Source organism: Bradyrhizobium sp. USDA 376 (genome assembly GCF_054063675.1).
The window spans coordinates 5303707-5325899 of sequence record NZ_JBSSGN010000001.1; the positions used below are offsets into that span (position 1 = coordinate 5303707).

The window sequence follows — 22193 nt, forward strand, 5'->3', positions numbered from 1 at the left end:
GCTCTCATGCGGAGGGTGCAGGCGGGCGAGGTCCAGCTTGGCTGGCGAGAGTGGGGAGAGGGCGACGTCACCGTCGTCTTCATCCATGGCAATCTCGCCAGCAAGGACTGGATCGAGCTCGCCGCGCCGCTGTTTCCAACGGGGCTGCGGGTCATCGGCCTGGACTGGCGCGGATGCGGTGACAGCGATCGGCCGAAGCCGAACGTCGACTATTCCAACTATTCCATGCAGCAACACGCCGAGGACATGCTGGCGGCGCTCGATACGCTGGACATCGGCCATTGCCATCTCGCAACGCATTCGACCGGCGGCATCATCGCTGCGCGCATGCTGCTGATGCAGCCGCAGCGCTTCGGGCGGGTGTTCGCGCTCGATCCGGTGACGCCGCTCGGCATGGCCTTCAATGCCGACCAGATCGGCCTGTTCCGGTCGATGATGATGAGCAAGGAGTTGACCCGCACGGTCATGGCAACGGCGGCGTCCTCGCTGTTCGTGCCGGAAAGCATGGCGCCGAGCGCCATCCCGCGCTTTCGCGACGGGCTGGACGAGATCGAGGCGCTGTTCGACCGCATCATCGACCAGACGTTTGGCGTCTCGGAAGGAATCTGGATCGGCACCCCCGTCAACCTCACGCGCGAAAAGGAAAGCCGCGAGCTCGAGCGCCGCATGCCGGAACTGCGGCATCCGCATATGGTGCTGTGGGGTGAAAGGGACGGCTGGATTGCGCGGGATGATCTTCGCGCGATGGCCAAGGCGATGCCGGATTGCCGTCTCGTGATCGTGCCCGGCATCGGGCATTCGATGAATCTCGAACGGCCGGCGCTTTATGCCGGCTATTTCGGCGGCTGGTTCGGAGGCCTGCCTTCCAGCTCCAGTTCCTGACTGATCCTACAACCTTGCGCCCTCATGACGCCAGTGCAAGGCTTGCCATCATCAGACCGATCGCAGCGATCCAGCCGCCAAGCGCGCGGACGGCAATGGCTCGCCAGGATGTTGCACTGTCCGAGTTCGTTCGCCTGAACACCGCGGTCAGCGCCATCGTCAGGGTGATGGCGGCGTAGCCGACGCACGTCAATCCTGCTGCAAACAGCAGCCGGTCGGTTTCGGGCGCGAGGTCGGCGCCGTTCGCAGCGCCTCTTATCACGGCGACCGCGAAGGCCATCGCGCAGAGCAACACTGTGGGCACCTGCGCCGCGGCCGCGAGCAGCAGGCCGACTGCGAGCATCATTGCCGCGTCCGCAAGCTGTGTGGAAGCCGCGCCGAAGACCTGCCCGAGGAGCAAGCCGGCCAGCAGTCCGAGCGGAAACACAGCGATGAGCCAGCGCCCCCTGGCGGCTCCGAGCGTACCCGCCAGCACGCCGGTCGCGGTCCAGAGAACGACATCCTGGAGATCGGTGAGGGGATGCACGACACCCATGTAGAAATCGCCGAGGCGGGCCGCGACGATATGCGCCTCGGCGGCATTTCCGCCAGCAAGCAGCATCGCTGTCGCGATCAACAGGCGCGCGGAATTCAGCTTCATGCGAAGGCTCCGACGCCCTGCGCGAGGAAATAGCAGCCGACTGCCGCAATGCCGGCCCCAAGTCCCTGGATGAGCCGCTCGCCGGCGGGCCAGCGCGTCAACGTGCCGATCGCGATGCCGCACAGATGCAACAGGCCGGTGGCGGTGATGAAGCCGACGCCATAAGCGAGCGCGTTCGCCGCGCGCGGCAGCTCGGCGCCGTGCGCATGACCGTGAAAAATCGCGAACACCGCGACGACGATGGCAGCCGCGGCAAAGGGCAGGCGCAGCCGGGCGGCGACGGCAATCCCGAGGATCACGGCGGAGGCGGCGATCATCAATTCCGGCATCGGAAGCGGCACATGCAGCACGCCCAATACGCCGCCGATCGCCATGACGAGCGGGAAGGTGATCGGCAGGATCCAGATGGCGGGCGCGCCGAGCTGCGCGCCCCAGATCCCGACCGCCACCATCGCGATCAGATGGTCGATGCCCGTGACCGGGTGGAGCAGGCCGCTGAGGAGTCCGCCCGCCACGCCGGCCTGCTCATGCGCGAGAGCCGGTTGCGTCAGTGCGAACGAAACGATGGCGATCGTGAGGGGTAGGGGAAGGCGCAAAGACATTGTGTGGACTCTCGCTCAGATCACGGCGAACACGCGCGCCAGACGGCCGAAGAACCAGAACATCGACACCGACCCGATGAGGTAGGCCGGCAAGGCCTCGCCCCAGCGCGGCACGACGGCATCAAGCCGTCGGTGCGCCCAGATCAGGGCGAGCACGAGCAGCACGAAGGCGAGCTGTCCGATCTCCACGCCGATGTTGAAGAACAGCAACGCTGCCGGAAGCAGGCGGCGTTCGAGCCCGAGTCCCGCGAGCGCGCTTGCGAAGCCGATGCCGTGCACCAGGCCGAAGCTGAATGCCACGATCCAGGGATAGCGGGCGGTGAGCCCGATCTCGCCGCGCTGCTGCTTGACGATTTCCACTCCGACGAACGCGATGCTCAATGCGATGCAGGCATTGAGCGGGCGCTCCGGCACGCCGATCAGGCCGAAAGCTGCCGCGGCGAGCGAGGCGCTGTGTCCGATCGTGAAGGCCGTGATCGTCTTCACCAGACGCCAGCCGCTGCCGACGATCCAGATCAAACCCAGCACGAACAGCAGATGATCGGCGCCGAGCAGAATGTGGTCGATGCCGTAGTTCACGTAGGTCCTGGCGAGCTCGAGCCACACCTCGAGCGTCGGCGCGCCGGTGCCGAGAACGGAGACGACCGGATTGGCCGTCGAGATCGTGTAGCTGCGCGGCTCGCCCTCGATCGGGATGACCTTGATCAGAACGACCGACATGTTGGAGCCGAGATTGGTGATGGTGATCGGACCGACCAGCCCCTTCGCGCCGCAATTCATCTCGGGCAGGCGGAGAAAGCAGTGCGGCGGCACCCTGAGGTCGACCCGCGATGCCCCGATCGAAGGCTCGATGCTCCAGCGGCCGACGAAGGCACCGGGTCGAACCTCGCGGAATTCGAGCACGCCCATCGCCGCTTCATGCGCACTGAGCGCCGACGGCCGGATGAGTACGGCCAGCGCCAGCACCAGAGCCAGCAGCGCCAATCGCAGATACTGGATCGCTCTCACGGCTCGTACCGCACCTGATAGGACGCCTTGAGCCGCTTGACCGCTTCCCAGGCCAGCTTGCGGGTCTCATCCGTATGCCAGATCCTGGCGGCCTCATCCCGAACCTTGTCGAGGCTGGCAAGATTCCCCGGGCGCCGGGAATCCAGCCGGGCGACGTGCCAGCCGTCCTTGGATTGCAGCAGCTTCCATTCCCCTTCCGGCATCGCCAGCAGTTGATCGCGGAAACCTTCGCCGAAGCCTGCGGCAAGACTGTCGACCGGCCGGGCGAGGACGGCGCGCGTGAGATGCTGCAGCTCCTCGGATTCGCGCTGCTGGACGATGTCGTCGAGCTGACGCTGCGCCGTCGCCTGGTCCGTGGGCGGGGTGATGTAGAAGGAGACGCGCTCGGGCTCGTCGAAGCGGGCGTGATTCTCCGCAAACCATGCCTGGAGCTGCTCGTCCGTGGGACGCGGGACGCGGATCTGGTCGAAGATCAACAATTGCATCTTGAAGGCAATCCGGTCGCGGATCGTCTCGTCGCCGCGATCGACGCCAAGCGCCTTGCCTTCGCGGTAGAGGATCTCGCTCGCGACCCAGCTGTCGATCATCTTCTGGAGCTGCTCGCTGGACGGGGCGCGTTCCTTGTCCTCGTCGAAATTGTCGATGAAGGACTGACGCATCGCCTTGGTGACTGTGATGACCTTTTCGTCCTTGGCAGGGGGATGCAGCACGGCGTCGATGCCAAAGATGATCCCCCCGAGCAGGATGAAGTGCAGCAAGGGTTCGCGCGAGAGGCGCACCAGCGCCGAGAGGAGGGAAGGCGAAGGCTTCGTCATGCCAGCGGCGACATTTGCGCCCGGGTCCGAACCTCCCGCGTGCGATATCGGAAAGGACTGCACTTCAACTGGTGTCGCCGGCATTGACATATGGTTGTCACAAATCTCGCAGCACACGCCGCCGCCTTATGCGGCAGAGCATTTCGACTGTCATCATCGCGCGGCGCGGAAAATGCAACGGACAAACGCTGGAGGCAAGATGCCTCGTGGAAATTGCCGACCTGCGCACACCAAACATAAATCCTTCACGAAGCTGTATCGGAACTCTGGTCATGATCGCCGCGCGCAGGGAATCCGCTCACGCGGTCGGGGCAAGAGAGTCCTCGAATTCCCAGTCTCTGCTGTTTCGCGATATCCGACTTGAATAAGGGGCGATAGATGTTTCCATCTGGCAAGACCATCCTGTTGACCGCCGCATCGGCATCATTGGCGCTGACTCAGAGCGCGACGGCCGAGGAGTTCGGTCGCGGCGAGCGCCGCGGCAATCCCTATGTCGCCGGTGACATGCACAACCACAACACCTGCACGGATGGTTCGGTTGCCGCCGGCTACACCATCGACCGCGCCGTCGGGCGGGGCGCCGCGTCGGCGGGCGGCAACAATTTCGACCTCGACTGGTTCACGCTCGGCAACCACGGCGGTTCCGGCAATCGCGACTGCCGTTTCAGCGACACCAGCGCCAATATTCCGGGACAAACCACGACGACCTGGAGCCAGACGCTCGGCCAGACCATCGACGGGATCACGATCAGCAGCCTGAAGGGCACCCCGAACGGCTCCGGCACCGGCGCGCAGATGTGGCGCTGGCAGTCGATCCGCGAGGTCGAGTATCCGACCATCGTCAATCGCTCGGCGCAATACGACAAGGTGCTGATCGAGGGTCTCGAGTGGATCGCACCCGGCCATGAGCACGTCGACGTCGCCGTCATCACCGGGCAGCACCCGCGCCGGGGAACCGGCAACGCCGACAAGATGGCGGAATTCGAATACCGCTTCGACCGCGCCGACGCCGACGCGATCGGCCCCGTCATCGACGCCGGCGGCAACCAGCTCTGGCCGGGCAAGGACAACGTCAACAACACCGGCACTGCAGGCCACCAGAAGGCGCTCACCGGCATCAAGTGGCTGCAGGCGAACTACCCGCTTCAGTCCTACGTCATCCCGACCCACACCGAACGTCAGGGGCCGTTCAGCGCGACCGCCAACAAGGGCTACAATATCGAGCATTTCCGCGACTTCAACAATGCGGGCCCAACGGTCGCGTTCGGCATCGAATCGCCCGGCCACTTCGCCGAAGGCGGCGCCAATGGCGGTTCCGGCTCCTACGGCACCGGCGCGGTCGGCGGCGGCACCTACGGCATGAGCGGCATCTACACCGCGAAGGTCGGCGGCCTCTGGGACGGACTGCTCGGCGAAGGCCGCAACTTCTTCGTGTATGTGAGCTCGGATTGGCACAGCCGCGGTGCCGGCGGTGCGCGCGACTCGTTCACGACCGCCGACTTCATTCCCGGCGAATACACCAAGCTGTATGTTCCGAACGCCGGACGCTTCTCGTCGCAGCACGTCGTCGACGGCATGCGCTCGGGCAACTCGTACTCGGTCAATGCGGATCTCATCGGTCCGGATCTGGTGTTCCGCGCCAAGACGCGCGGTGACGACTGGAAGACCATGGGCGAGACTCTGGTCGTGAGGCCCGGCGAGAAGATCACGGTCGAGATGGTGCTGACCATTCCAAACGAGAACAACAGCCCCTACACCTTCAACAACCCGCTGCTGCTGCCGGTGGGCATCAAGCAGCCGCTGAACAAGCCGTCGCTCGACCATGTCGATCTGATCACGGGCCAGATCACCGGCGTCGTTGCGCCTGACGCGGCCAACTACGCGGTGGCGAATGCCGCGGGCACGGCCGGCGCGTCGATCGTGTACAACGCCTCGGCGACCATCGCCCGGCAGATCGCGGCGACGCAGATGCACCGCGAGCATCGGGGCGACCGTGACGGCGTGCGGCTGCGGTTCACGACGACGTTTACCGCGGGCACCAAGCCGTTCTACATCCGCGCGCGCGGAACCAACATTCCGAACGGCACTCCGAACGTCAGTGATACCGCCGGCAATCCGCTGCTCGATGCCAACAATGCGCAGGTGAGCTGCACCGATCCGGCATGCCCGACGCATCTGGAGACGGTGAACGGTGCCAAGAAGGTGACCCACGACGTTCAGGCCTACTCGAACGCCTGGTTCTATGCCAACCCGATCTTCGTCAGGCCGGAAGGCTCGCCGAAGCTCCTGGTCGAGACCAACGCCGAACTGGCGCGCCGGCTCGGGCAGCGGGCTGAGCACGACCACGATCACGACGATCATCATCACGACCACCGCTGACGTGATGTGAGGCCATCCGGCGGGGCGCAATTTTGCGCCCCGCCGCACTCGTTTTGAGGCGGGCCGTTGCTGCCCGGTGCGACTGACATGCATCTGTTTCGTATGACCGTCTGCGCATTCGGCCTGCTCGCCGGTCTCGGCTGCGCTGTGGCCGCACCCGGCGCGGCGGTGCCCGCATCGGAGGAACCGACCCGGGACGATTGCAATGCCGCCGTCGCGGAGGCGCGCGCATTGGCGGCGGCCTTGCCGCCCGATCATCTCTCGCGCTATTTCGCGGAGCGGCACCTGCATCAGGCGCTGGTCGAAGCCGGCAATGGCGAGTTCGACGAATGTCTCGACATGGCTTCGCGTGCCTCTGACGAGGTGCGCGAGCGGCGGCACGAGCTGCGGCCGGGCGAGACGCTGAAAGTGCTCCGGGCAGACGAGTAGCGGGATCGGAGAATTTTAGAGATCCTTCGCGCTGTCATCGCAGTGTCATCTTAGCCCGCGCATTGTCTGCCCGCGTTTCAAGAACAGGGTGACGTTGCGACATGGATCAGATCGAGCCGCTTTTCCCGATTCCCCTGCTGCGCTCGCCCGGGCTGCTACCGCCCTCGCTGAACGAAGCCGCCGTGGCCGCGATCCGGAATACCCGGATCGAGGGCAACCTGCGTTCGGGTCAGCTCTTCCACACCGAAGTTGCCGACCCCCGCGACAACGAGCTGTTCCGTCAGATCGCCGAGCTTGCCGTCCCCAAGCTGGTCGATTTCGGTGTCCTCCTGTTCGGCGAAGAGCTGCGCTGGACCGTCAAGGAGATGTGGACCAACATGCTCGAGACCGGCGGAAACCAGACGCTGCATTCCCACGCCAACAGCTTCGTCTCCGGCATCTTCTATCTGACGCCCTCGCATCCGGCCTGCAAGACGGTCTTCGTGCGGCCGCCCGGCGGCTTCGACTTCTCCTTCCGCCACCACACGCGCGAAGCCGCGATCGGCCCCTTCAACGCGGGCAAGTATGCCTTGCCGGAGGCCGAGCCTGGCGATCTCGTGCTGTTTCCAAGCTACCTCTATCATGAGGTGCCGAGGAATCAGGGCGGTCAGAGAATCACGATCGCCTTCAACGCCATTCCCGATCATCTCGACTGCTGGGGCTATCGCGTCAATTTCGCGCCGTAGGGGCGGCGGATCACTCGTTCCGCAAGCCGAATTCGCGCAGCAGCAGCTCCCGCGCCTCAGGCCTTGACGGCGCCGCCTCATTGATCTTGCGCAGCAGGCGGGCGGCCGCGGCGCGGTCGGAACCGAGCAGCGATCTCGCCATGCCCATCAGCGGCCCATAGGCCGGATCGAATTCGGGGCTCAGGCGAAGTGCGTCGATGAGGCCCGGAGAGGCCGCTTCGATCAGGGCGGCACCGCGCGGATCGCCGGGCAGCGACGCGCCGGCTTCGAGAAAGCGGTTGCGCGCGTGCCAGTAGGCGGTGAGGCGCGCGCTCAACGCATCGCGCCCGGGCCCGGCCAGCAGTTCATTCGGATCCGGCTGGAGGTCTTTCGTCACGGCCAGCAGCAGCGACCAGGGGGCTGCGCGGAGCGCGCGGACATTCCGCCGCGCATCGAACGTCACGAATGGATAATCATCCGTGTTGCGCGGACCTTCGCCGGCGAAGGCGGAGAGAGTGCGTGGACCTGCGAGGTATTGGCCGAGCAGATCGATCGGGGCCTCGAATCCCAGCGGCCGTACGACCTTCGCGGTCGCGGGATCGTGCAGTCGCGCATCGAGCGCATCGATATCGGGATGGCCACCGTCCCGTGTTCCGATGAGGGCAAGCATTGGTGTGCGGACGCTGTAGTGATTGAGCCAGGCCGCGCCGTCCGGATAGACGTCGAGAAAGCCGCGGATGATGGCGCGGAGCGAAGGCATGTCGAGCTGGTAGAGTGGCAGCCACTGGCAGAAGATGCCGCCGGGCGCCAGCCTGCGTTTCACCGCCTGGAAATGCTCCACCGTATAGAGCGCGCCGCTGCCGTCGAGCGCGGGGTGAAACAGGTCGGCGATGATCACGTCGTGTTGGCCCGTATCCGCCGCGACGTAGCGGCGGGCGTCCGCCACGGTCAGCCGCGGCACTGACGCCGCCGGCGGATCGACGAACCAGGGCAGCAGGTCCACCACTTCCCGGGAGAGCTCGACGCCGTGCACGCTGACACCAGGCATTTGCGTTCCGCCAACCATGGTGGCGCCCGTGCCGATGCCAAGGAACAAGGCGCGGTGCGGCGCTCCGTGAAGCAGCAGCGGCAGCATCGCCTGCCGATAGTCGGACCGCGTCGAGCTTGTCCCGCCCATGCGGAAATGCCCGTTGACCTCGAGGTAGCGCGTGCCTGCCGCGTCGTCGACGACGCTCGCCGTTGCCATCGGTCCTTCACGCACCGCAAGCAGCGCGCCGCCTGACGGCACCCGCGTCAGTGTTGGCGCAGGATTGAGCCACAGGAGGAGTGCGGAGATCGCAGGTAGCGCAGACCACAGCAATGCCGATCGGCTAGGCGGCAGCAGCAGCAAATATCCGAGCGCAACGGCTAGCAGCGCCGTCCAGGCGCCAAAGGCCGGGATCAGGAATTGCGCCGCAACCAGCGGTGCGATGCAGGCGCCGAGGCTGTTGATGCCGACCGCCGCGCCGACCGAGCCGCGCTGATCGCTCATCCGCTGGGCCAGCAGGCCGAACAGCGCGCCCATCGCAATCGCGGGAACCAGGAAGAGGGCGATCGCCACCGCCAGTTCGCCGAACACATCCGCAGGCGATGCGATATCGACCAGCCGGCCGGCAAAGGGCGCAAGCGCCGCAGTCGTGATGCAGGCGAATGCCGTTGCGGCGAGCAGGCCGCGGAGATTTCCGTCAGTCGCCTCGCGCCCGGTCCGCTGCCAGAGCAGGCCGCCAGCCGCGGTGCCGAGCAGATACGCAGCCAGTAGTCCTGCGAAGGTGTAGACGGTGTCTTCCATCACCTGCGCGGCAAGCCGGATCACGAGAACCTCGAATGTGATTCCGAGCAGTCCGGTGGCGAACAAGGTGATCGTGAGCCGCAGGTCTCGCATTCGTTGCGGCCGCGGCTGTTCGGCATCGGCTTTGCCCGCAGCAGGTCCAAGCGCGAGCGTGGCGAGGGCGCAGAACGCGTTGACGCCGGCGAGGCAGAGCAGCGTCCCCGAAAATCCCAGCGCCGGGATCAGCAGGAATGTGGAGGCGAGCGTGCCGGCGAGTGCCCCGGCCGTATTCGCGCCATACACGCCGGCCGTGACGCGCGCCTCGCCGCGCGCTTGTCGCGTCATCCGTTCCAGCGCGGCCAGAGTTCCGCCCATGGCGATCGTTGCGGGAAGCAGTGCGAGCGTCGGCAGCGCCAGGCTGCCGGCCCACAGCAGGACCGGAGACGGTTCGGTGCCGAGCAGAGGCGACAGGGCCCGCCCGGCGGCCGGCAGTAGCCACACGCTGATCAGGCCCCAGATGGCGATGACGGCTTCAAGGACCGCATAGACACGCCATGGCGACGTCGAACGGCGGATCATCCGATCGAGCGCGAACGCGCCCAGGGCCAGGCCGCCGAAAAATCCGGCGATGACACCGAGCACCGCCATCATCTCGGTGCCGAGCGCAAGGCTCAACTGGCGCGTCCACACTATCTCGTAGCCGAGGCCCGCAAAGCCCGACGCCGTCACGATGGGGACGAGCGCCCAGGGGCGTGCGGCCTGTCCACGCGTCGATACGGCCCCGTCCTGTGCCGTGCGCGCGAACCGCTCTGCCGAGGCGATCATGGTGATGTCCGGCTCAGATTGCATTCCCCTCACTCCTGCCTCGAACACGACCGGCTGGGCGGTCGGAGCCGGGGTCTTGCGTCAGCCGAACTCGTGCTCTCGGTTCATCAAAGCATCCGCTCTATGTCAGATTTTTTCAGGATTTATGACGGCCGACGCCGGTGGCTTCCATGCCGGTCGCGCAAGCTCGCCGCGGTCAGAATCGCGCCGCCACCGTCAGCCGCACCGCAAGCGGCTCGGCTGGATGGACGTGACGATCCGCGACGCCCTCGATTGGCTCACCCGGCAGCCGCGACAGGTAGTAATATTCGATCTGGTTGGTCTGGGCGTTGAAGAGGTTGAGCACGTCGAGCTGCACCCGAACGCCGTTGTCGAATATGTAGCCGGCGCGGGCATTGAAGATCAGCGACGACCGCGAACGCACGCTATCGTCTTCAATGAGAGGACGCGGGCCGAAATAACGCGCCTTCAGTGCGCCGAACCAGCCGGTGTCGCCGCCGAGCGTGACCGCGCCGCTCGCCACCCACGCCGGCGCGCCGGGGATGCGGGAGCCGGCCGGATCGAAATCGGTGAAGCGGGCGTGGGTCTGGGCGACGTCGAGATCGACCGTCATCCACGGCAGCGGCTTGTACTGGTTGGTCCACTCGACGCCGACGCGGCGGCTGGGGCGGCTCGGCTCGGTGGTGCCGGCGTCGCCGACGAACAGCAGCTCGGAGTCGAAGTCGAGCACGAAGACCGCGAGCGAGCTGGTGAGGCCCTCGATCGGTTTGGTGCGAACGCCGAGCTCGGCGCCGCGCGAGCGCACGAGCAGCGGCACGCGGTCCAGCGGCGTCACCTTGTCGTTGGGATCGACCGTGATCGTCGCGCCGCGGATGTCGTTGCTGTGCAGGCCGTAGCCGGCATTGGCGTAGAACTCGGTCCTGTACCAGGGGCCGAGCACGAGACCGGCCTTCGGGCTCGCCATCGACGCCTGAGCGTTGCCCGAATTCTGCGGCGTATCGCTGAAGACGTGTCCGGCGAAGACGTCTTCGCGGATGCCGACGGTGGTGCGCAGCCAGTCGGTCCAGCGCGTGGTCGTATCGGTCCAGAGGCCGACATTGCCCTCCTGCACGCGGTCATCACGTACGGTCGAGAGCCAGTTGCGCTGCTCGGTCTTGAACAGGCCGACATGGATATCATCATAACGGCTCTGTATGCCGACGCGGGTTTGCGCCTCGATGCCGGCAAAGCGCCAGTCGAACGCATGCCGGGCATCGACGCCGCCGAACGTGCGGCGGTCGAGCTGGCTGAACTGGTCGCCATTGATGGGGTTATCGAGAAAATAGGTGAAATCGTTGAACAGCCGCAGGTCGGAGCGCACGACATAGGCCCGGACATTGGTTTGTCCGTAGTCGCCCGACTGCGCCCAGCTGCCGGACAGGCTGAACCGGCTCGAGGTGCCGCCGTCGGTCGGATTGAGCGTGCCGAGGCGATCGATCAGGCCCTGGTCGATCGCGCGTTGCGCAACCTGGTCGGTGGAATTCCAGCCATTGGAATAGGCCATCGCCGTCAGCGTCAGGCCATCGGTCGGCGTGCCCTGACTGTAGCGCAGCACGCCATTCAGCTTGCGGACGTCGTCCGGCACTTGCCACGGTCCGTCATATTTGGTGGCCTCGAGCGCCGCCAGCAGCGTGCCGGCGCCGACGGAGTTCGATGTTGCCGCCAATGCGCGGCGATAGCCGAAGCTGCCGAAGGTCATCTCTGCGATGTTGTGCGGCAGCTTGTTGACGTAGTCGATCGCCAGGGCGCCGGCGGACGCAAAGTCGCCCTGGTCGGCGAAATACGGTCCTTTTCGCACATCGATGGACTGGATCAGCTCGGGGATCAGGAAATTGATGTCGGCGTAACCCTGCCCATGCCCGTGGGTCGGCATGTTGACGGGCATCCCGTCGACGCTGATCGCGAGATCGGTGCCGTGATCGAGATTGAAGCCGCGCAGGAAATACTGATTGGCTTTGCCCTCGCCGGAATGCTGCGTGACGATCAGGCCCGGCACCACTTCCAGGGCCTCGCCGGGCCGTGAAAACGGGACCGCGTTGACCTCTTTGCCGCTGATGCGAATTGCGCTGGCGGCCGTGGGCTGCAAGGCCGACGGACCCGCGGGCGCCGCGCCGGCCGCACCGCCGCCCTCAGTCGTGCTGTCCGTGCGAGCGGCACTCTGGTGATTGCGCGGACTGCCATTCTTCGGCGGCTTCTTGCGAGCGAGCCGTTTCGGAGGCTGTTCCTCCGCCGCGACGGTGACCGGCGGAAGCTCGGCGGCCGCGCTGAGCTCGTGGGCTGCAGCCGGGAACGCACACAGGGCGGACGATGCGGCGGCCGAGAACATCCGCAACAAGGTCCCACGCACCGCTACGCCTCCGCACCACAGCCATTATCAGCAGCGTCACGCTCTAGCAGGGGAGTATGACGATGCGGCAACAATGTCATACTGGGGCCCCGAGCCGGTGTCGAGGCGCGAATGACGGGACCGCAACAGGCGGTGGAAACATCGGGAGGGTCGCGGATGTTTCGCACAAGTGTCACATCGGCGGCCGATAAGCCTTGCTCCCGGTGCTCAGTGCCTGGCGAGCCCTTGTCTTGCCTAAGCTGGCTGCCAGCCCCCTTGACTGAGAATCTTGCGCGTTGCTTCCGACAGGCCGATGACGAGGAACATGAGAGGGCACAAGGCGGCGCGGCGGATATCGGTGGGGTTCATGCTCGTGCTGGCGTCTCTGCTCGACGTCTCCGCCTCGACCTCCGCGTTGCCGGCGGATTTCCCGGATATCGACGTCCCGGGCTTCAGCGGGCCGACGTCCAGCCTCGGGGAGGCTCCCACTACGTTGCAGCCAATAGTTTCCGCCGCGCCATCGAGGTCTCCGGTCAATCGGGAGGCGATGCGCGGCAATCCGCTCTGGGCAGTCCCGCTCGCGGCCCTGACAGACACGAACGAACGGCCGATCTTCTCGGCCTCGCGGCGGCCGCCGCCGTCGCCGGTGATTTCGGTGCCAGCCGCGCAAGCGCCCCCCGTGCCGCCCAGCCCGCCGCCGGCCGAACTGCGGCTCGTGCTGGTCGGAACCGTTGTCGGCGGCGATCAGAGTGTTGGTATTTTCGTCGACGAGACGAGCAAGGCCACGCTACGTCTGAAGCTCGACGGAGACTACCAGGGCTGGCGACTAAGTTCGGTGCACCAGCGCGAGGTGACGATGGCGCGCGGTGAGCTGACCGAGACGCTGACATTCCCGAAAGCAGGCGGAGCCTCGCCCGCGACAGGACCGGCGGTTGCGGAAAGTGCGGTGAAGCGAGGCAGCTCCCACACGGCTCAGTATGACTGAACGAGTCCTTCAAGGTAGACGTCGCTGCGCATTGAGGCCCGCCACTTAAACCCGAAACACCTGCCGTGGCGTGCGTGTCAGGCACTCATGCCCGGCTTCCGTGACCAGCACGGTCTCGCTCAGCGCGATCCCGTCGGCGGAAACATACATGTGGAACACCATGCCTTCCTCCAGCCTCCAGTCGACGGCGGGCAGGAAGACGCGTGAGAAGTCGCTGGTGCGCGGCGTGTGGGCCGGATAGCAGCCGAGCGAATAGCCGGTGATGTTGGGAAAGTCGGGCCGCAAGCCTTCGGCGAGGATCGCATCTCTCGCAAGCGCGTCGATATTGGCGGCTGCGGCGCCCGGCTTCATCGCTTCGAACTGCCGGTCCTGGATATCGATCAGACGGCGGGCGAGTTGCGACCGGCGCGGGTCGATCTCGCCGATGACGGCCGACCGCATCAGGCGGGCACTGTAGCCGTCGATAAAGGGCAACAGCTCCATATGCAGAATGTCGCCTTTAGCGAGCGGCTGGTTGGTGAGCCCGCCGTGCAGAAAGGCGTTGCCGACGCCGGCGGTGATGATCCCCGCGCGTGCCGCATCGGCGCCCTCCTGCATGAACACCTGATAGACAGCTGCCGCTGCATCGCGGGCCGACCGGCCTTCGCCGGCTGCCTTCAGAGCGGCATCGATGCCGCGATCGCCGATTGCGGCGGCGCGCCGGAGCACGGCGATTTCCCTTGCGCTTTTCCTGGCGCGGAGCAGGGCCATCACGCCGGAGAAGTCGACAAACTGTGCGTCCGGCAACTGTGCCGACAGATGCTTGAAGCGGGACAGCGGCATGCAATAGGAATCTTCGTCGAGGCCGACACGGCCTGCCGCGAAACCGAGGCTGCGGATGGTCTCGGCGAGGACCTTGATCGGGTCCTCCCAATCGGCGAAGGCGACGGAGCGCTGCAGCCATGAGCTCTCGCTGAACGGACCGAGGTCGACGGCGCGGAGAATCATGATCGGCTCGCCATCGCGCGGCAGCAGGCAGGCCCGATACATGTTCTCCGAGATCAGGAAGCCGGTGAGATAGGCGAGAAACTCGCTCTGATCGATGATCAGGACATCGAGATTTCGTGCTGCCATCTGCTCGCGCACGCGCTTGACGCGTGCGTCACATATTCGTCGATCGGAAACAACATCGTCATTCGCCTTCGTGGGATCAGATGCGCGATTTCGAGCGCCCGTCAGCCGCAAATCTCGAGGATCGCGAGCATGTAGATGCGGATCATGTCGACGAAGTCGACGATATCGACCCGTTCGTCGGGCATGGTGTTGTAGCGTCCGCCGGGACCGCAGACGATGCCTTCCATCTTGCCGAAATAGTGCAGGTGACCGGCGTCGGTGCCGTAGAAGCAGCTCGGCGCAACGGGCCCGGTCGGCTGGTCTTCGCCACGCACCGTGCGATAGGCGCGGTTGATCGCCGCGACGATCGGGCTCGTGCGCGCAACTTCGAATGGCGGCATGGTCGGTACGCCGGAGCGATCCTCCGACATGATCGTGGCCTTGAGGCCGGGAAACCGTGCTTCGAGCGCATCGAGCTCGCGACGCATGTCGGCCAGCGCGCCGGCCTCGGTCTGGCCTGGCGCATAGCGACCCGAGCCCTTGATCCGCACGAAATCGGCGACCTGCGGCGCGCGCCATTCGTGCAGCTCGCGGCCGAGCGCGCCGTGGACGACGCCGACATGAACGCGGTTGATGCCTTCGTGTTCCGGTGAGAGGGCGCCTGAGAATTTCATCGTGTTGAGGCGCGGAATGAGATCGCACGCCGCGGTGATGGCGTCGACCGCCTCTTCGCGCTTGGACAAATGGCGGGTATTTCCTGTGAGCTCGATGATGAACATGAAGGCCGCCGCATGCATGGTCATCGCCTTCAGGTCGGTCGGCTCGGAATTGATGAAATAGTCGGCGCGAAGTCCCTGCTCGACCAGCGAGTAGGTGCCGACCCCGCCTTGCAGCTCGCCGACGACGTAAGTGAGGATGACGTCACCCCGCAGCTTGACGCCGGCGTCGATCAGCGTCTTGACGGCGCAGAAATAGGCGGCATCGCCGGCCTTCATGTTGGATACGCCGATGCCGTAGATGAAGGCGTCGTCGACCTTGCCTGCCCAGGGATCGACGGTCCAGCCTTCGGTCACCGGGTTGGTGTCGAGATGGCCGTTGAACATCAGGCTCTTGCCGCCGCCGGTCCCTTTCCAGCGGCCGACGGCGTTGACGCGTCCCTCGTTGCCGAACGGCGTGAGCTCGGTTTCGAGGCCGATCTCGCGCATGCGGCCGGCCATGAAGGAAGCGAGCTGCTTCTCGCCTTCCGACTTGGAGTAGCTCTTGTGCTGCACCATGCGTGACAAGAGGTCGAGGGCGGCAGGCACGTCGATCCGGGCGAGAAGTGTGTCGTGATCCATGGAAGCAAATCCTTCGTCAGCCGACCGGCACGGGCGAGGCGGCCATCAGTTCGCGGGTATAGGGATGAACGTGCTCTGCGTCGAAATCCTCGGCCGGCAACAGATCGACCATTTCACCGCGGCGCATCACGGCGATGCGGTGCGCGATCTGACGGATGAGGTTGAGATCGTGGGTGATGAAGAGAAAGGCGGTTCCAGTCGCGGCGCGCAGCGCCAGCAGGAGTTCGATGATCTGCGCCTGCACGGAAACATCAAGCGGTGCGGTGATCTCATCGCAGATCACGAGCTTCGGCCGCGCGGCGAAAGCCCGCGCGATGGCGACGCGCTGTTTCTCGCCGCCCGAGAGCTGGTGCGGCCAGCGGCCGGCATAAGAGGCCGGCAAGCGGACCTGCTCGAGAAGGCGGGGAATCTCGGCAAGCATTGCCGCCATAGAGTTTCAGCGGGCGGGACAGGATTTCGCCGATCTTGTGGCGCGGATTGAGCGAGGAGTCCGGATGCTGGAAGATGATCTGCACGTCGCGGCGATAGGCCGCGTTCATGTCGCGGGCGCCTGAGATCACCTGATTGTCGAAGCAGACCTTGCCCGAGAAGCGGGCAAGACCCGTGAGTGCGCGCGCCACCGACGATTTGCCCGACCCGGATTCACCGACCAGGCCAAGAATCTCTCCGGCTCGCACGTCCAGCCCGACACTCTTCGTCGCAGGCGGCGGCGCATGGCCGAAGAGGCCGGCGCGGCCGTAATGGACTTCGATGTCCGAGGCCGAGAGGAGAATCTCGTCACTGGACCTGTCATGAACGAGGCGCCGCTCGGGCCTTGGCACCCCCTGCACGAGGGCCTGCGTATCGGCATGGCGTGGCGCGCGGAAGATGTCGGCGGCCGGGGCCTGCTCGACCAGACGGCCGCGTTTCAGCACTGCGACCCGATCGGCAACCCGCGTCACGAGCGCGAGGTCGTGGGAAATATAGAGTGCGGCAACGCCGGTTTCCTGGCGCAGCCGGGCGAACAGCTCGAGGATGCGCGCGCCGGTGATGACGTCAAGCGCCGTGGTCGGCTCGTCGAACAGGATGATGTCGGGCCGGCAGCCGAACGCCGTTGCAATGATGACGCGCTGCTTCTCGCCGCCGGAGATCTCGTGCGGGTAACGACGCATGATCGCGGCGGGATCGCGCAGTTCGACATGGCCGAGCAGGTCGACGGCCAGCGCATCCGCTTCGCGCTGCCCGAGGCCGCGATGCTGGATCAGCGTCTCCGTCACCTGCCGGCCGATGGTGAGGGTCGGATTGAGCGAGGTCGATGGATCCTGGAACACCATGCCGAGCCGGCGTCCGCGGATTCTGGTCAGCTCCCGCGGGCTCAGGCGCCGAAGGTCGGTGTCGCCGAGATGCAGGGAGCCTGCGATTTCGCGGGCATTGTCCGGCAGGTGGCGCATCAGTGCCCAGGCGAGCGAGCTCTTGCCCGAGCCGGATTCGCCGACAAGGCCCAGCACCTCGCCCGGGCCGATCTGAAGCGAAATGTCGTGCAGCACGCGCACCGGCCCTGCGGCCGTCGCGTAGTCGAGCGTATAGCTCTTGATGGCAAGGGCCGGGATCACCGCTCGTCCTTCGGATTGAGGGCGTCGCGAAGGCCGTCGCCCAGCAGGTTGAAGGCAATGGCGGTGAGTGCGATCGCCGCGGCGGGCACGATCAGACCCCACGGCGCCTGATACATGTACTGGCGGGCATCGGCCACCATGAGCCCCCATTCGGACGCAGGCGGCTGCGCACCGACGCCGAGGAAGCTGAGCGTCGCGAACAGCATCACGGCAAAGGATACGCGAATGGTGGATTCGATCACGATCGGCGCCATCACGTTGGGCAGCATTTCGCGGAAGATGATCCAGGCTGCGCCCTCACCACGCGCGATGGCCGCCCTGACGTAGTCCTGATTGCGCACGTTGAGCGCGACGGAGCGGGTGACGCGTGCCATGCCGGGGGCAAAAGCCACCGCAATGGCGATGACGGCATTGCCGGCGCCATTGCCGAGCGTCGAGACCAGCAACAGCGCCAGCAGAAGGCCGGGGATCGCCATCACCGCGTCGTTGGTGCGCATGATGGTCTCGTCGGTTCGGCCGCCGAGATAGGCCGAGCCGACGCCGATGATGGCGCCGGCCGCGCTGCCGACGAAGGTCGCGATGAGGGCCATTGGCACGGTCGACCGGGCGCCGACCATCAGGCGGCTCAGGATGTCGCGGCCGAATTGGTCCGCGCCAAGCCAGTTCTGCCAGCCCGGCGGACGAAACCGGCCGAGAAAATCGATCTTCTCCGGCGCGTACGGGGCAAGCGCTGGCCCGAACAGGCATGCAATGGCAATGAGCGCCAGGAGTGTGACGCCGACGAGCCCCTGCGGTCTTCGGATCAGGCGGACGAACAGCTCAATCATAGCGGATCCGCGGGTCGAGAAGGGCATAGGCCATGTCGGCAAGCGTGTTGGTGACGGCGTAGGTCGCTGCCATGATCAACGCGCCCGCCTGGATCGACGGCAGGTCGCGCGCGGTGATGGCGACCATCAAGGCCCGTCCGATGCCGGGAATGGCGAAGATCTCCTCAATCACGATGATGCCGCCGAGCAGGTAGCCGACATCGAGCGCGATGATCGTCACCACCGGCAGCAGCGCGTTGCGCAGCGCGTGACGGAACAGCACGCTGCGTTCCGGCAAGCCCTTCAGGCGCGCTGCGCGGATATAGTCCGATTTCAGCACGTCCAGCGTCTCGGAGCGCATCATGCGCATGACATGCGCGATGAGGATCACCGAGATCGTCAGCACCGGCAGCGCCAAATGAGAGATGCCGTCGGCGAAATTTTCCAGCGGCGAGACGTAGCCCGTCGCCGGCAGCCAATGCAACGTGTCGGCCAGCAGCAGCGCAAGCAGCGTTGCGGTGACGAATTCGGGCAACGAGACCCCGAGATATGCGATCAGACTGACGCCGGTGTCGGCGAGCCTGCCTTGCCGCAGCGCCGCCACCACGCCGAGCGGTACGGCGACGACCAGCGTGACCAGGATGGACGATGCCGCGAGCAGCAGCGAGCGCGACAATGCGCTTAGCATTTCCGGGCCGACGGGCTGGCTGGTCCGCATCGAGATGCCGAAATCGCCGGTGAAGACGTGGCCGGCCCAGCGCAGATATTGCTGCCAGGCCGGAGCGCCAAGCCCAAGCTTTGCCCTGAGCGCAGCCAGCATTTCCGGCCTCGCATTCTCGCCGAGCAGCGACTGGGCCGCGTCGGCCGGCAGGACCTGCGTAATGGCGAACACCAGCATCGAGACCACGATGACGGTGTAGACCATCAGCAGCAGACGGCGCGCGAACCAGGCGAGCGACACCCGACGTCTCCGCGTCAGCCACGCTTCGGCGCGCCGGCGCCGAGCGAAACCAGATCGAGACGGAATACCGAACCGCGCGGATGGAGCGTGTAGCCCTCGACATAGGAGCGCTGTGCGGCAAGAAGATCGAAGAACGCCGAGATCACGGTGGGGACCTCCGCGTTCATCATCTCCTGGGCCTTGGCATAGAGCGCGGTGCGCTTCGCCTCGTCGGTCTCGACGCGGGCTGCATTGATGACGGCATCGAACGCGCTGTTATTCCAGCGCGTCTCGTTCCAGGTCGCATTGGACGTGTAGAGCAGGTTGAAGATTGCGTCCGCCGTCGGCTGCATGTTGTAGAAGCCGACGTAGAAATTGCCCTTCTTCCAGACCTGGTCGAGATAGGTCGCGTGCGGCATCGTCTGCACGTTGATGCGGAAACCGGCCGCTGCGGCCATCTCGCGAACCGCGACGCCGAGCTGGCTGCGGGTCGCGGGCCTGTCGGATGCGATCAGCGTGAGGTCGATGCCGTTGGGATAGCCGGCCTCGGCCAGAAGCTGCTTCGCCTTGGCGACATCAGGCTTCTTCAGCTGGATGTTCTTGTAGAAGTGATAGGCGGAATTGAGCGGCGTGTCGTTGCCCGGCGTTCCGTAGCCGCCGGCGACGAAGCCGACGGTCGCCTCGCGATCGACCGCCAGCGCCAGCGCCTGGCGGACCCTGACGTCATTGAACGGCTTCTGGTCGCATCCGAGGTTGATGTTGAGGAATTGGCCGGAGGGCGTACGCAGCGCCTTGACGCCGCTCGCCTTCACGAGCCGCTCGTATTCGCCGGGCGTCGTCGTCAGAAGCAGGTCGATCTCGCCGGACATCATCGCCGACGCTTCGGCCGTGCGGTCGGGATAGACGAGCAATTCCACGCGGTCGAGGTAAGGTCGGGTCGGGTCGTAATAGGCCGCGTTGCGCTCGACCACGATCTTCCGATCGGGCTCGTAGGACACCAGCTTGAACGGCCCGGTGCCGTTTGCGGTCGTGGAAAGGCTGGCGAGGTCGGACGCGATGACCTTCGCCGGAACGATCCGCGCGTTGATGTAGGTCAGGGCCACCGGCAGGTCGGCGTAGGCGCCGGTCAGCGTGAACTTGACCGTCAAGGGATCGATCGCCGCGACCTCCTTGATCGGACCGACATTGGTTCGGCCGGGGGAGGCGGTCTTCGGGTCGAGGATGGCGTTGATGCTGGCGACGACATCTTCCGACGTCAGCGGCGAGCCGTCATGGAACGTCACGCCCGGGCGCAGCTTGAAGGTCCACTCCGTGCGCGTCTCGTTCGGCTCCCAGGAAAGGGCGAGGTCCGGCTCCACCGTCATGTCCGGCTTTAGCCGGGTCAGGTTGGAGTAGAGCAATTCGGTGACGAGATATTCCGGATTGACCCGCGCCAGCATCGGATGAATCACCGACGCCGCCTGGTCGAGTGACATCCGCAGCACGCCGCCGCGCTTGGGGGTATCGGCGATGGCGGTCCTGGGGAGGGTGACGAGGCTGATGGCCGTGCCGGCAAGAAACAGGCGGCGGGTGACGGACAGCATGGAATGGGCTCCTCGAGTTAGCGAATGGCGGTTGCTTCAGGCGAAAGATCGGGACGGAATTCGGCGGACAGATAGGCGAGGACCGACTTCGCGAGCGCGACGATGTCGGTGAGCGTGGTGAATTCGCCGGGTGCGTGGATGCGGCTGTCCGGCCGGCCAAGGCCCGTCAGAAGGATCTCCTGCATGCCGGCCGCTTGCACCCAGCCGAAGTCGGAACAGCTCGTCGCGCCCCATTTGGCGAATTCGTCGGGTGCGTAGCCGAACCCGGCCGACAGCGCGCCCTGCCAACGCGGCCAGTGCGGGCCGGTCGGATCCGACGTCGGCATCAGGTGACCGGTGAGGACGATCTCGATCTCGGCATGCGGCGCGGCCTTGCGGATCGCATCCTCGATCTCGCGACGCGCGGCGAGGAAGTCCTCCTCCGGCGCGTAGCGGCGGCAGATCAGGATATCGAACTGCGAAGGAATCTGACCGCCGCACTGGCCGCCATGAGCGGCCGATATGTCGAGCTGTGCTGCAAGCGGGCGTGTCGCGCCGGGCGGGGCGGGCAGTGCGGAGATGCGCTTTGCGATGTCCGGCTTCAAGGCGACGAGCGCATTGAGGATCGGCAGCGCGGCCTCGATGGCATTGGCGCCGCTTCCGGCATTTGCCGCTTCGCTCGCATGAAGCGTCCGGCCATGGACCCGCAGCAGAAGCGTGAACAGCCCGAAGCAGCCGGCCCAGATGCGAGGCGCCGCCGCGCCGTTGAAGTTGAGGATGTGACTTTCGAGCAAGCCCTGGTCCGCGAGATAGCGGACACCGGGATAGAGCCCGCCTTCCTCGTCGGTGCAGAACAGCAGCATCGGATCATAGCCGAGCGGCAGGCCGGTTCGGTCGGCGGCGCGCAGCGCCAGCAGCACGGCCGCGATGGTGCCCTTCATATCGGCGGCGCCAAGGCCGATCAGACGGTCGCCATCGCGCGTCAAGTGCAGCGGATCGGTGGCCCAGCCCGGCGCAGCCGGCACGGTATCGACATGAAAATACAGGCCAAGCACCGGCCTGCCGGAACGGCGGCGCGCGATGAGATTGGTGCGCGCGCCTTGCGCAGGACCGCCAGCGACACGCCACAGATGCTCGGGCACATCGATGCGCTGGCACTCGAGGCCAAGCGGCGCGACGAAGCTCTCCATCAATCCGGCAAACGCTCGATATCCCGCACCGGGCGGGAAGGTGGTGTCGACCGCCACCATCCGCGCAAGCTCGTCGATCGCGCCTTCGGCAGCGCGTTCGATTTCGGCGAAACCCAGGCTTAGCCCGGACTGCCCTGGACAGGTGGGCGGAGAAACCATTTGCGGCGGCTCATTTCTATATTCTATAAAGAAATACACGATGAGAACCGATTGCTGTCAATTCCAAAGAATGA

17 protein-coding genes and 1 pseudogene are annotated in these 22193 nt (G+C 65.7%); 5 read left to right on the forward strand and 13 right to left on the reverse strand.

What is annotated here, in order from left to right; genetic code table 11:
- Positions 1-6 precede the first annotated feature (6 nt).
- Positions 7-882 (forward strand): alpha/beta fold hydrolase, encoded by an 876-nt coding sequence (locus tag ACVJ19_RS24480; RefSeq protein ID WP_453951657.1) that lies wholly within the window; start codon positions 7-9, stop codon positions 880-882.
- 22 nt (positions 883-904) lie between these two features.
- Here ACVJ19_RS24480 and ACVJ19_RS24485 read toward each other — a convergent pair whose 3' ends face one another.
- Genes ACVJ19_RS24485 through ACVJ19_RS24500 form a run of 4 tightly spaced genes read right to left on the reverse strand, consistent with a single transcriptional unit; the run spans position 905 to position 3947 of the window.
- Positions 905-1522 carry a HupE/UreJ family protein gene (locus ACVJ19_RS24485; protein WP_453951658.1) on the reverse strand — a complete coding sequence of 206 codons (618 nt, stop codon included), beginning with the start codon at positions 1520-1522 and terminating at the stop codon, positions 905-907.
- A complete protein-coding gene (locus ACVJ19_RS24490; protein ID WP_453951659.1) occupies positions 1519-2124 on the reverse strand; it encodes a HupE/UreJ family protein in 606 nt (201 codons plus the stop codon). The genes ACVJ19_RS24485 and ACVJ19_RS24490 overlap by 4 nt, the downstream gene beginning before the upstream one ends.
- A gap of 15 nt (positions 2125-2139) precedes the next feature.
- The gene (locus ACVJ19_RS24495; RefSeq protein ID WP_453951660.1) at positions 2140-3132 is read right to left on the reverse strand and encodes a HupE/UreJ family protein; all 993 of its coding nucleotides are present in this window, start codon (positions 3130-3132) and stop codon (positions 2140-2142) included.
- Positions 3129-3947 carry a peptidylprolyl isomerase gene (locus tag ACVJ19_RS24500; RefSeq protein ID WP_453951661.1) on the reverse strand — a complete coding sequence of 273 codons (819 nt, stop codon included), beginning with the start codon at positions 3945-3947 and terminating at the stop codon, positions 3129-3131. Before ACVJ19_RS24500 ends, ACVJ19_RS24495 begins: the two co-directional genes overlap by 4 nt.
- Positions 3948-4325: 378 nt before the next feature.
- Between ACVJ19_RS24500 and ACVJ19_RS24505 the strand changes: the two genes are divergently transcribed.
- The 3 genes from ACVJ19_RS24505 to ACVJ19_RS24515 all read left to right on the forward strand — a co-directional run bounded on the left by ACVJ19_RS24505 (position 4326) and on the right by ACVJ19_RS24515 (position 7480).
- Complete coding sequence (locus ACVJ19_RS24505) at positions 4326-6326, forward strand: hypothetical protein (RefSeq protein WP_453951663.1); 2001 nt, start codon at positions 4326-4328, stop codon at positions 6324-6326.
- An 87-nt stretch (positions 6327-6413) separates the two neighbouring features.
- A complete protein-coding gene (locus ACVJ19_RS24510) occupies positions 6414-6755 on the forward strand; it encodes a hypothetical protein (protein ID WP_453951664.1) in 342 nt (113 codons plus the stop codon).
- 101 nt (positions 6756-6856) lie between these two features.
- Positions 6857-7480, forward strand: a complete 624-nt coding sequence (locus ACVJ19_RS24515) for a putative 2OG-Fe(II) oxygenase (RefSeq protein WP_211405997.1) — start codon at positions 6857-6859, stop codon at positions 7478-7480.
- A 10-nt stretch (positions 7481-7490) separates the two neighbouring features.
- Here ACVJ19_RS24515 and ACVJ19_RS24520 read toward each other — a convergent pair whose 3' ends face one another.
- Both ACVJ19_RS24520 and ACVJ19_RS24525 read right to left on the reverse strand, forming a co-directional pair.
- Positions 7491-10115 carry a spermidine synthase gene (locus ACVJ19_RS24520; protein ID WP_453951666.1) on the reverse strand — a complete coding sequence of 875 codons (2625 nt, stop codon included), beginning with the start codon at positions 10113-10115 and terminating at the stop codon, positions 7491-7493.
- Between the two features lie 172 nt (positions 10116-10287).
- On the reverse strand, positions 10288-12456 hold the full coding sequence (locus ACVJ19_RS24525; RefSeq protein WP_453955198.1) for a TonB-dependent receptor: 2169 nt from the start codon (positions 12454-12456) through the stop codon (positions 10288-10290).
- Between the two features lie 367 nt (positions 12457-12823).
- Between ACVJ19_RS24525 and ACVJ19_RS24530 the strand changes: the two genes are divergently transcribed.
- Entirely contained in the window at positions 12824-13441 is a 618-nt protein-coding gene (locus ACVJ19_RS24530) for a hypothetical protein (protein ID WP_453951667.1), read from the forward strand.
- Positions 13442-13486: 45 nt separating this feature from the next.
- Here the strand turns inward: ACVJ19_RS24530 and ACVJ19_RS24535 are convergent, their stop codons facing one another.
- From ACVJ19_RS24535 to ACVJ19_RS24565, 7 genes and pseudogenes are all read right to left on the reverse strand, one after another.
- Positions 13487-14554, reverse strand: coding sequence for a M24 family metallopeptidase (locus ACVJ19_RS24535; RefSeq protein WP_453951668.1), 1068 nt, complete (start codon positions 14552-14554; stop codon positions 13487-13489).
- Between the two features lie 101 nt (positions 14555-14655).
- Positions 14656-15870, reverse strand: coding sequence for a M20 family metallopeptidase (locus ACVJ19_RS24540; RefSeq protein WP_453951669.1), 1215 nt, complete (start codon positions 15868-15870; stop codon positions 14656-14658).
- Positions 15871-15886: 16 nt separating this feature from the next.
- Positions 15887-17462: pseudogene (locus ACVJ19_RS24545) on the reverse strand (ATP-binding cassette domain-containing protein).
- Positions 17459-18289: an ABC transporter permease gene (locus tag ACVJ19_RS24550; protein WP_453951671.1), complete on the reverse strand. Its 831-nt coding sequence runs from the start codon at positions 18287-18289 to the stop codon at positions 17459-17461. The pseudogene ACVJ19_RS24545 and the gene ACVJ19_RS24550 overlap by 4 nt, the downstream one beginning before the upstream one ends.
- Positions 18282-19229: an ABC transporter permease gene (locus ACVJ19_RS24555; RefSeq protein WP_453951672.1), complete on the reverse strand. Its 948-nt coding sequence runs from the start codon at positions 19227-19229 to the stop codon at positions 18282-18284. Before ACVJ19_RS24555 ends, ACVJ19_RS24550 begins: the two co-directional genes overlap by 8 nt.
- 14 nt (positions 19230-19243) lie before the next feature.
- Positions 19244-20791, reverse strand: coding sequence for an ABC transporter substrate-binding protein (locus tag ACVJ19_RS24560; RefSeq protein ID WP_453951673.1), 1548 nt, complete (start codon positions 20789-20791; stop codon positions 19244-19246).
- A gap of 17 nt (positions 20792-20808) precedes the next feature.
- Entirely contained in the window at positions 20809-22119 is a 1311-nt protein-coding gene (locus ACVJ19_RS24565) for a M20 family metallopeptidase (protein ID WP_453951674.1), read from the reverse strand.
- Positions 22120-22193 lie beyond the last annotated feature (74 nt).

Coding starts and splice junctions, on each gene's coding strand:
- ACVJ19_RS24530 (WP_453951667.1), top strand. CDS start 12,824: ATGCTCGTGCTGGCGTCTCTGCTCGACGTCTCCGCCTCGACCTCCGCG.
- ACVJ19_RS24550 (WP_453951671.1), bottom strand. CDS start 18,289: ATGATTGAGCTGTTCGTCCGCCTGATCCGAAGACCGCAGGGGCTCGTC.
- ACVJ19_RS24560 (WP_453951673.1), bottom strand. CDS start 20,791: ATGCTGTCCGTCACCCGCCGCCTGTTTCTTGCCGGCACGGCCATCAGC.
- ACVJ19_RS24480 (WP_453951657.1), top strand. CDS start 7: ATGCGGAGGGTGCAGGCGGGCGAGGTCCAGCTTGGCTGGCGAGAGTGG.
- ACVJ19_RS24515 (WP_211405997.1), top strand. CDS start 6,857: ATGGATCAGATCGAGCCGCTTTTCCCGATTCCCCTGCTGCGCTCGCCC.
- ACVJ19_RS24485 (WP_453951658.1), bottom strand. CDS start 1,522: ATGAAGCTGAATTCCGCGCGCCTGTTGATCGCGACAGCGATGCTGCTT.
- ACVJ19_RS24505 (WP_453951663.1), top strand. CDS start 4,326: ATGTTTCCATCTGGCAAGACCATCCTGTTGACCGCCGCATCGGCATCA.
- ACVJ19_RS24540 (WP_453951669.1), bottom strand. CDS start 15,870: ATGGATCACGACACACTTCTCGCCCGGATCGACGTGCCTGCCGCCCTC.
- ACVJ19_RS24535 (WP_453951668.1), bottom strand. CDS start 14,554: ATGGCAGCACGAAATCTCGATGTCCTGATCATCGATCAGAGCGAGTTT.
- ACVJ19_RS24510 (WP_453951664.1), top strand. CDS start 6,414: ATGCATCTGTTTCGTATGACCGTCTGCGCATTCGGCCTGCTCGCCGGT.
- ACVJ19_RS24520 (WP_453951666.1), bottom strand. CDS start 10,115: ATGCAATCTGAGCCGGACATCACCATGATCGCCTCGGCAGAGCGGTTC.
- ACVJ19_RS24490 (WP_453951659.1), bottom strand. CDS start 2,124: ATGTCTTTGCGCCTTCCCCTACCCCTCACGATCGCCATCGTTTCGTTC.
- ACVJ19_RS24500 (WP_453951661.1), bottom strand. CDS start 3,947: ATGACGAAGCCTTCGCCTTCCCTCCTCTCGGCGCTGGTGCGCCTCTCG.
- ACVJ19_RS24525 (WP_453955198.1), bottom strand. CDS start 12,456: ATGTTCTCGGCCGCCGCATCGTCCGCCCTGTGTGCGTTCCCGGCTGCA.
- ACVJ19_RS24565 (WP_453951674.1), bottom strand. CDS start 22,119: ATGGTTTCTCCGCCCACCTGTCCAGGGCAGTCCGGGCTAAGCCTGGGT.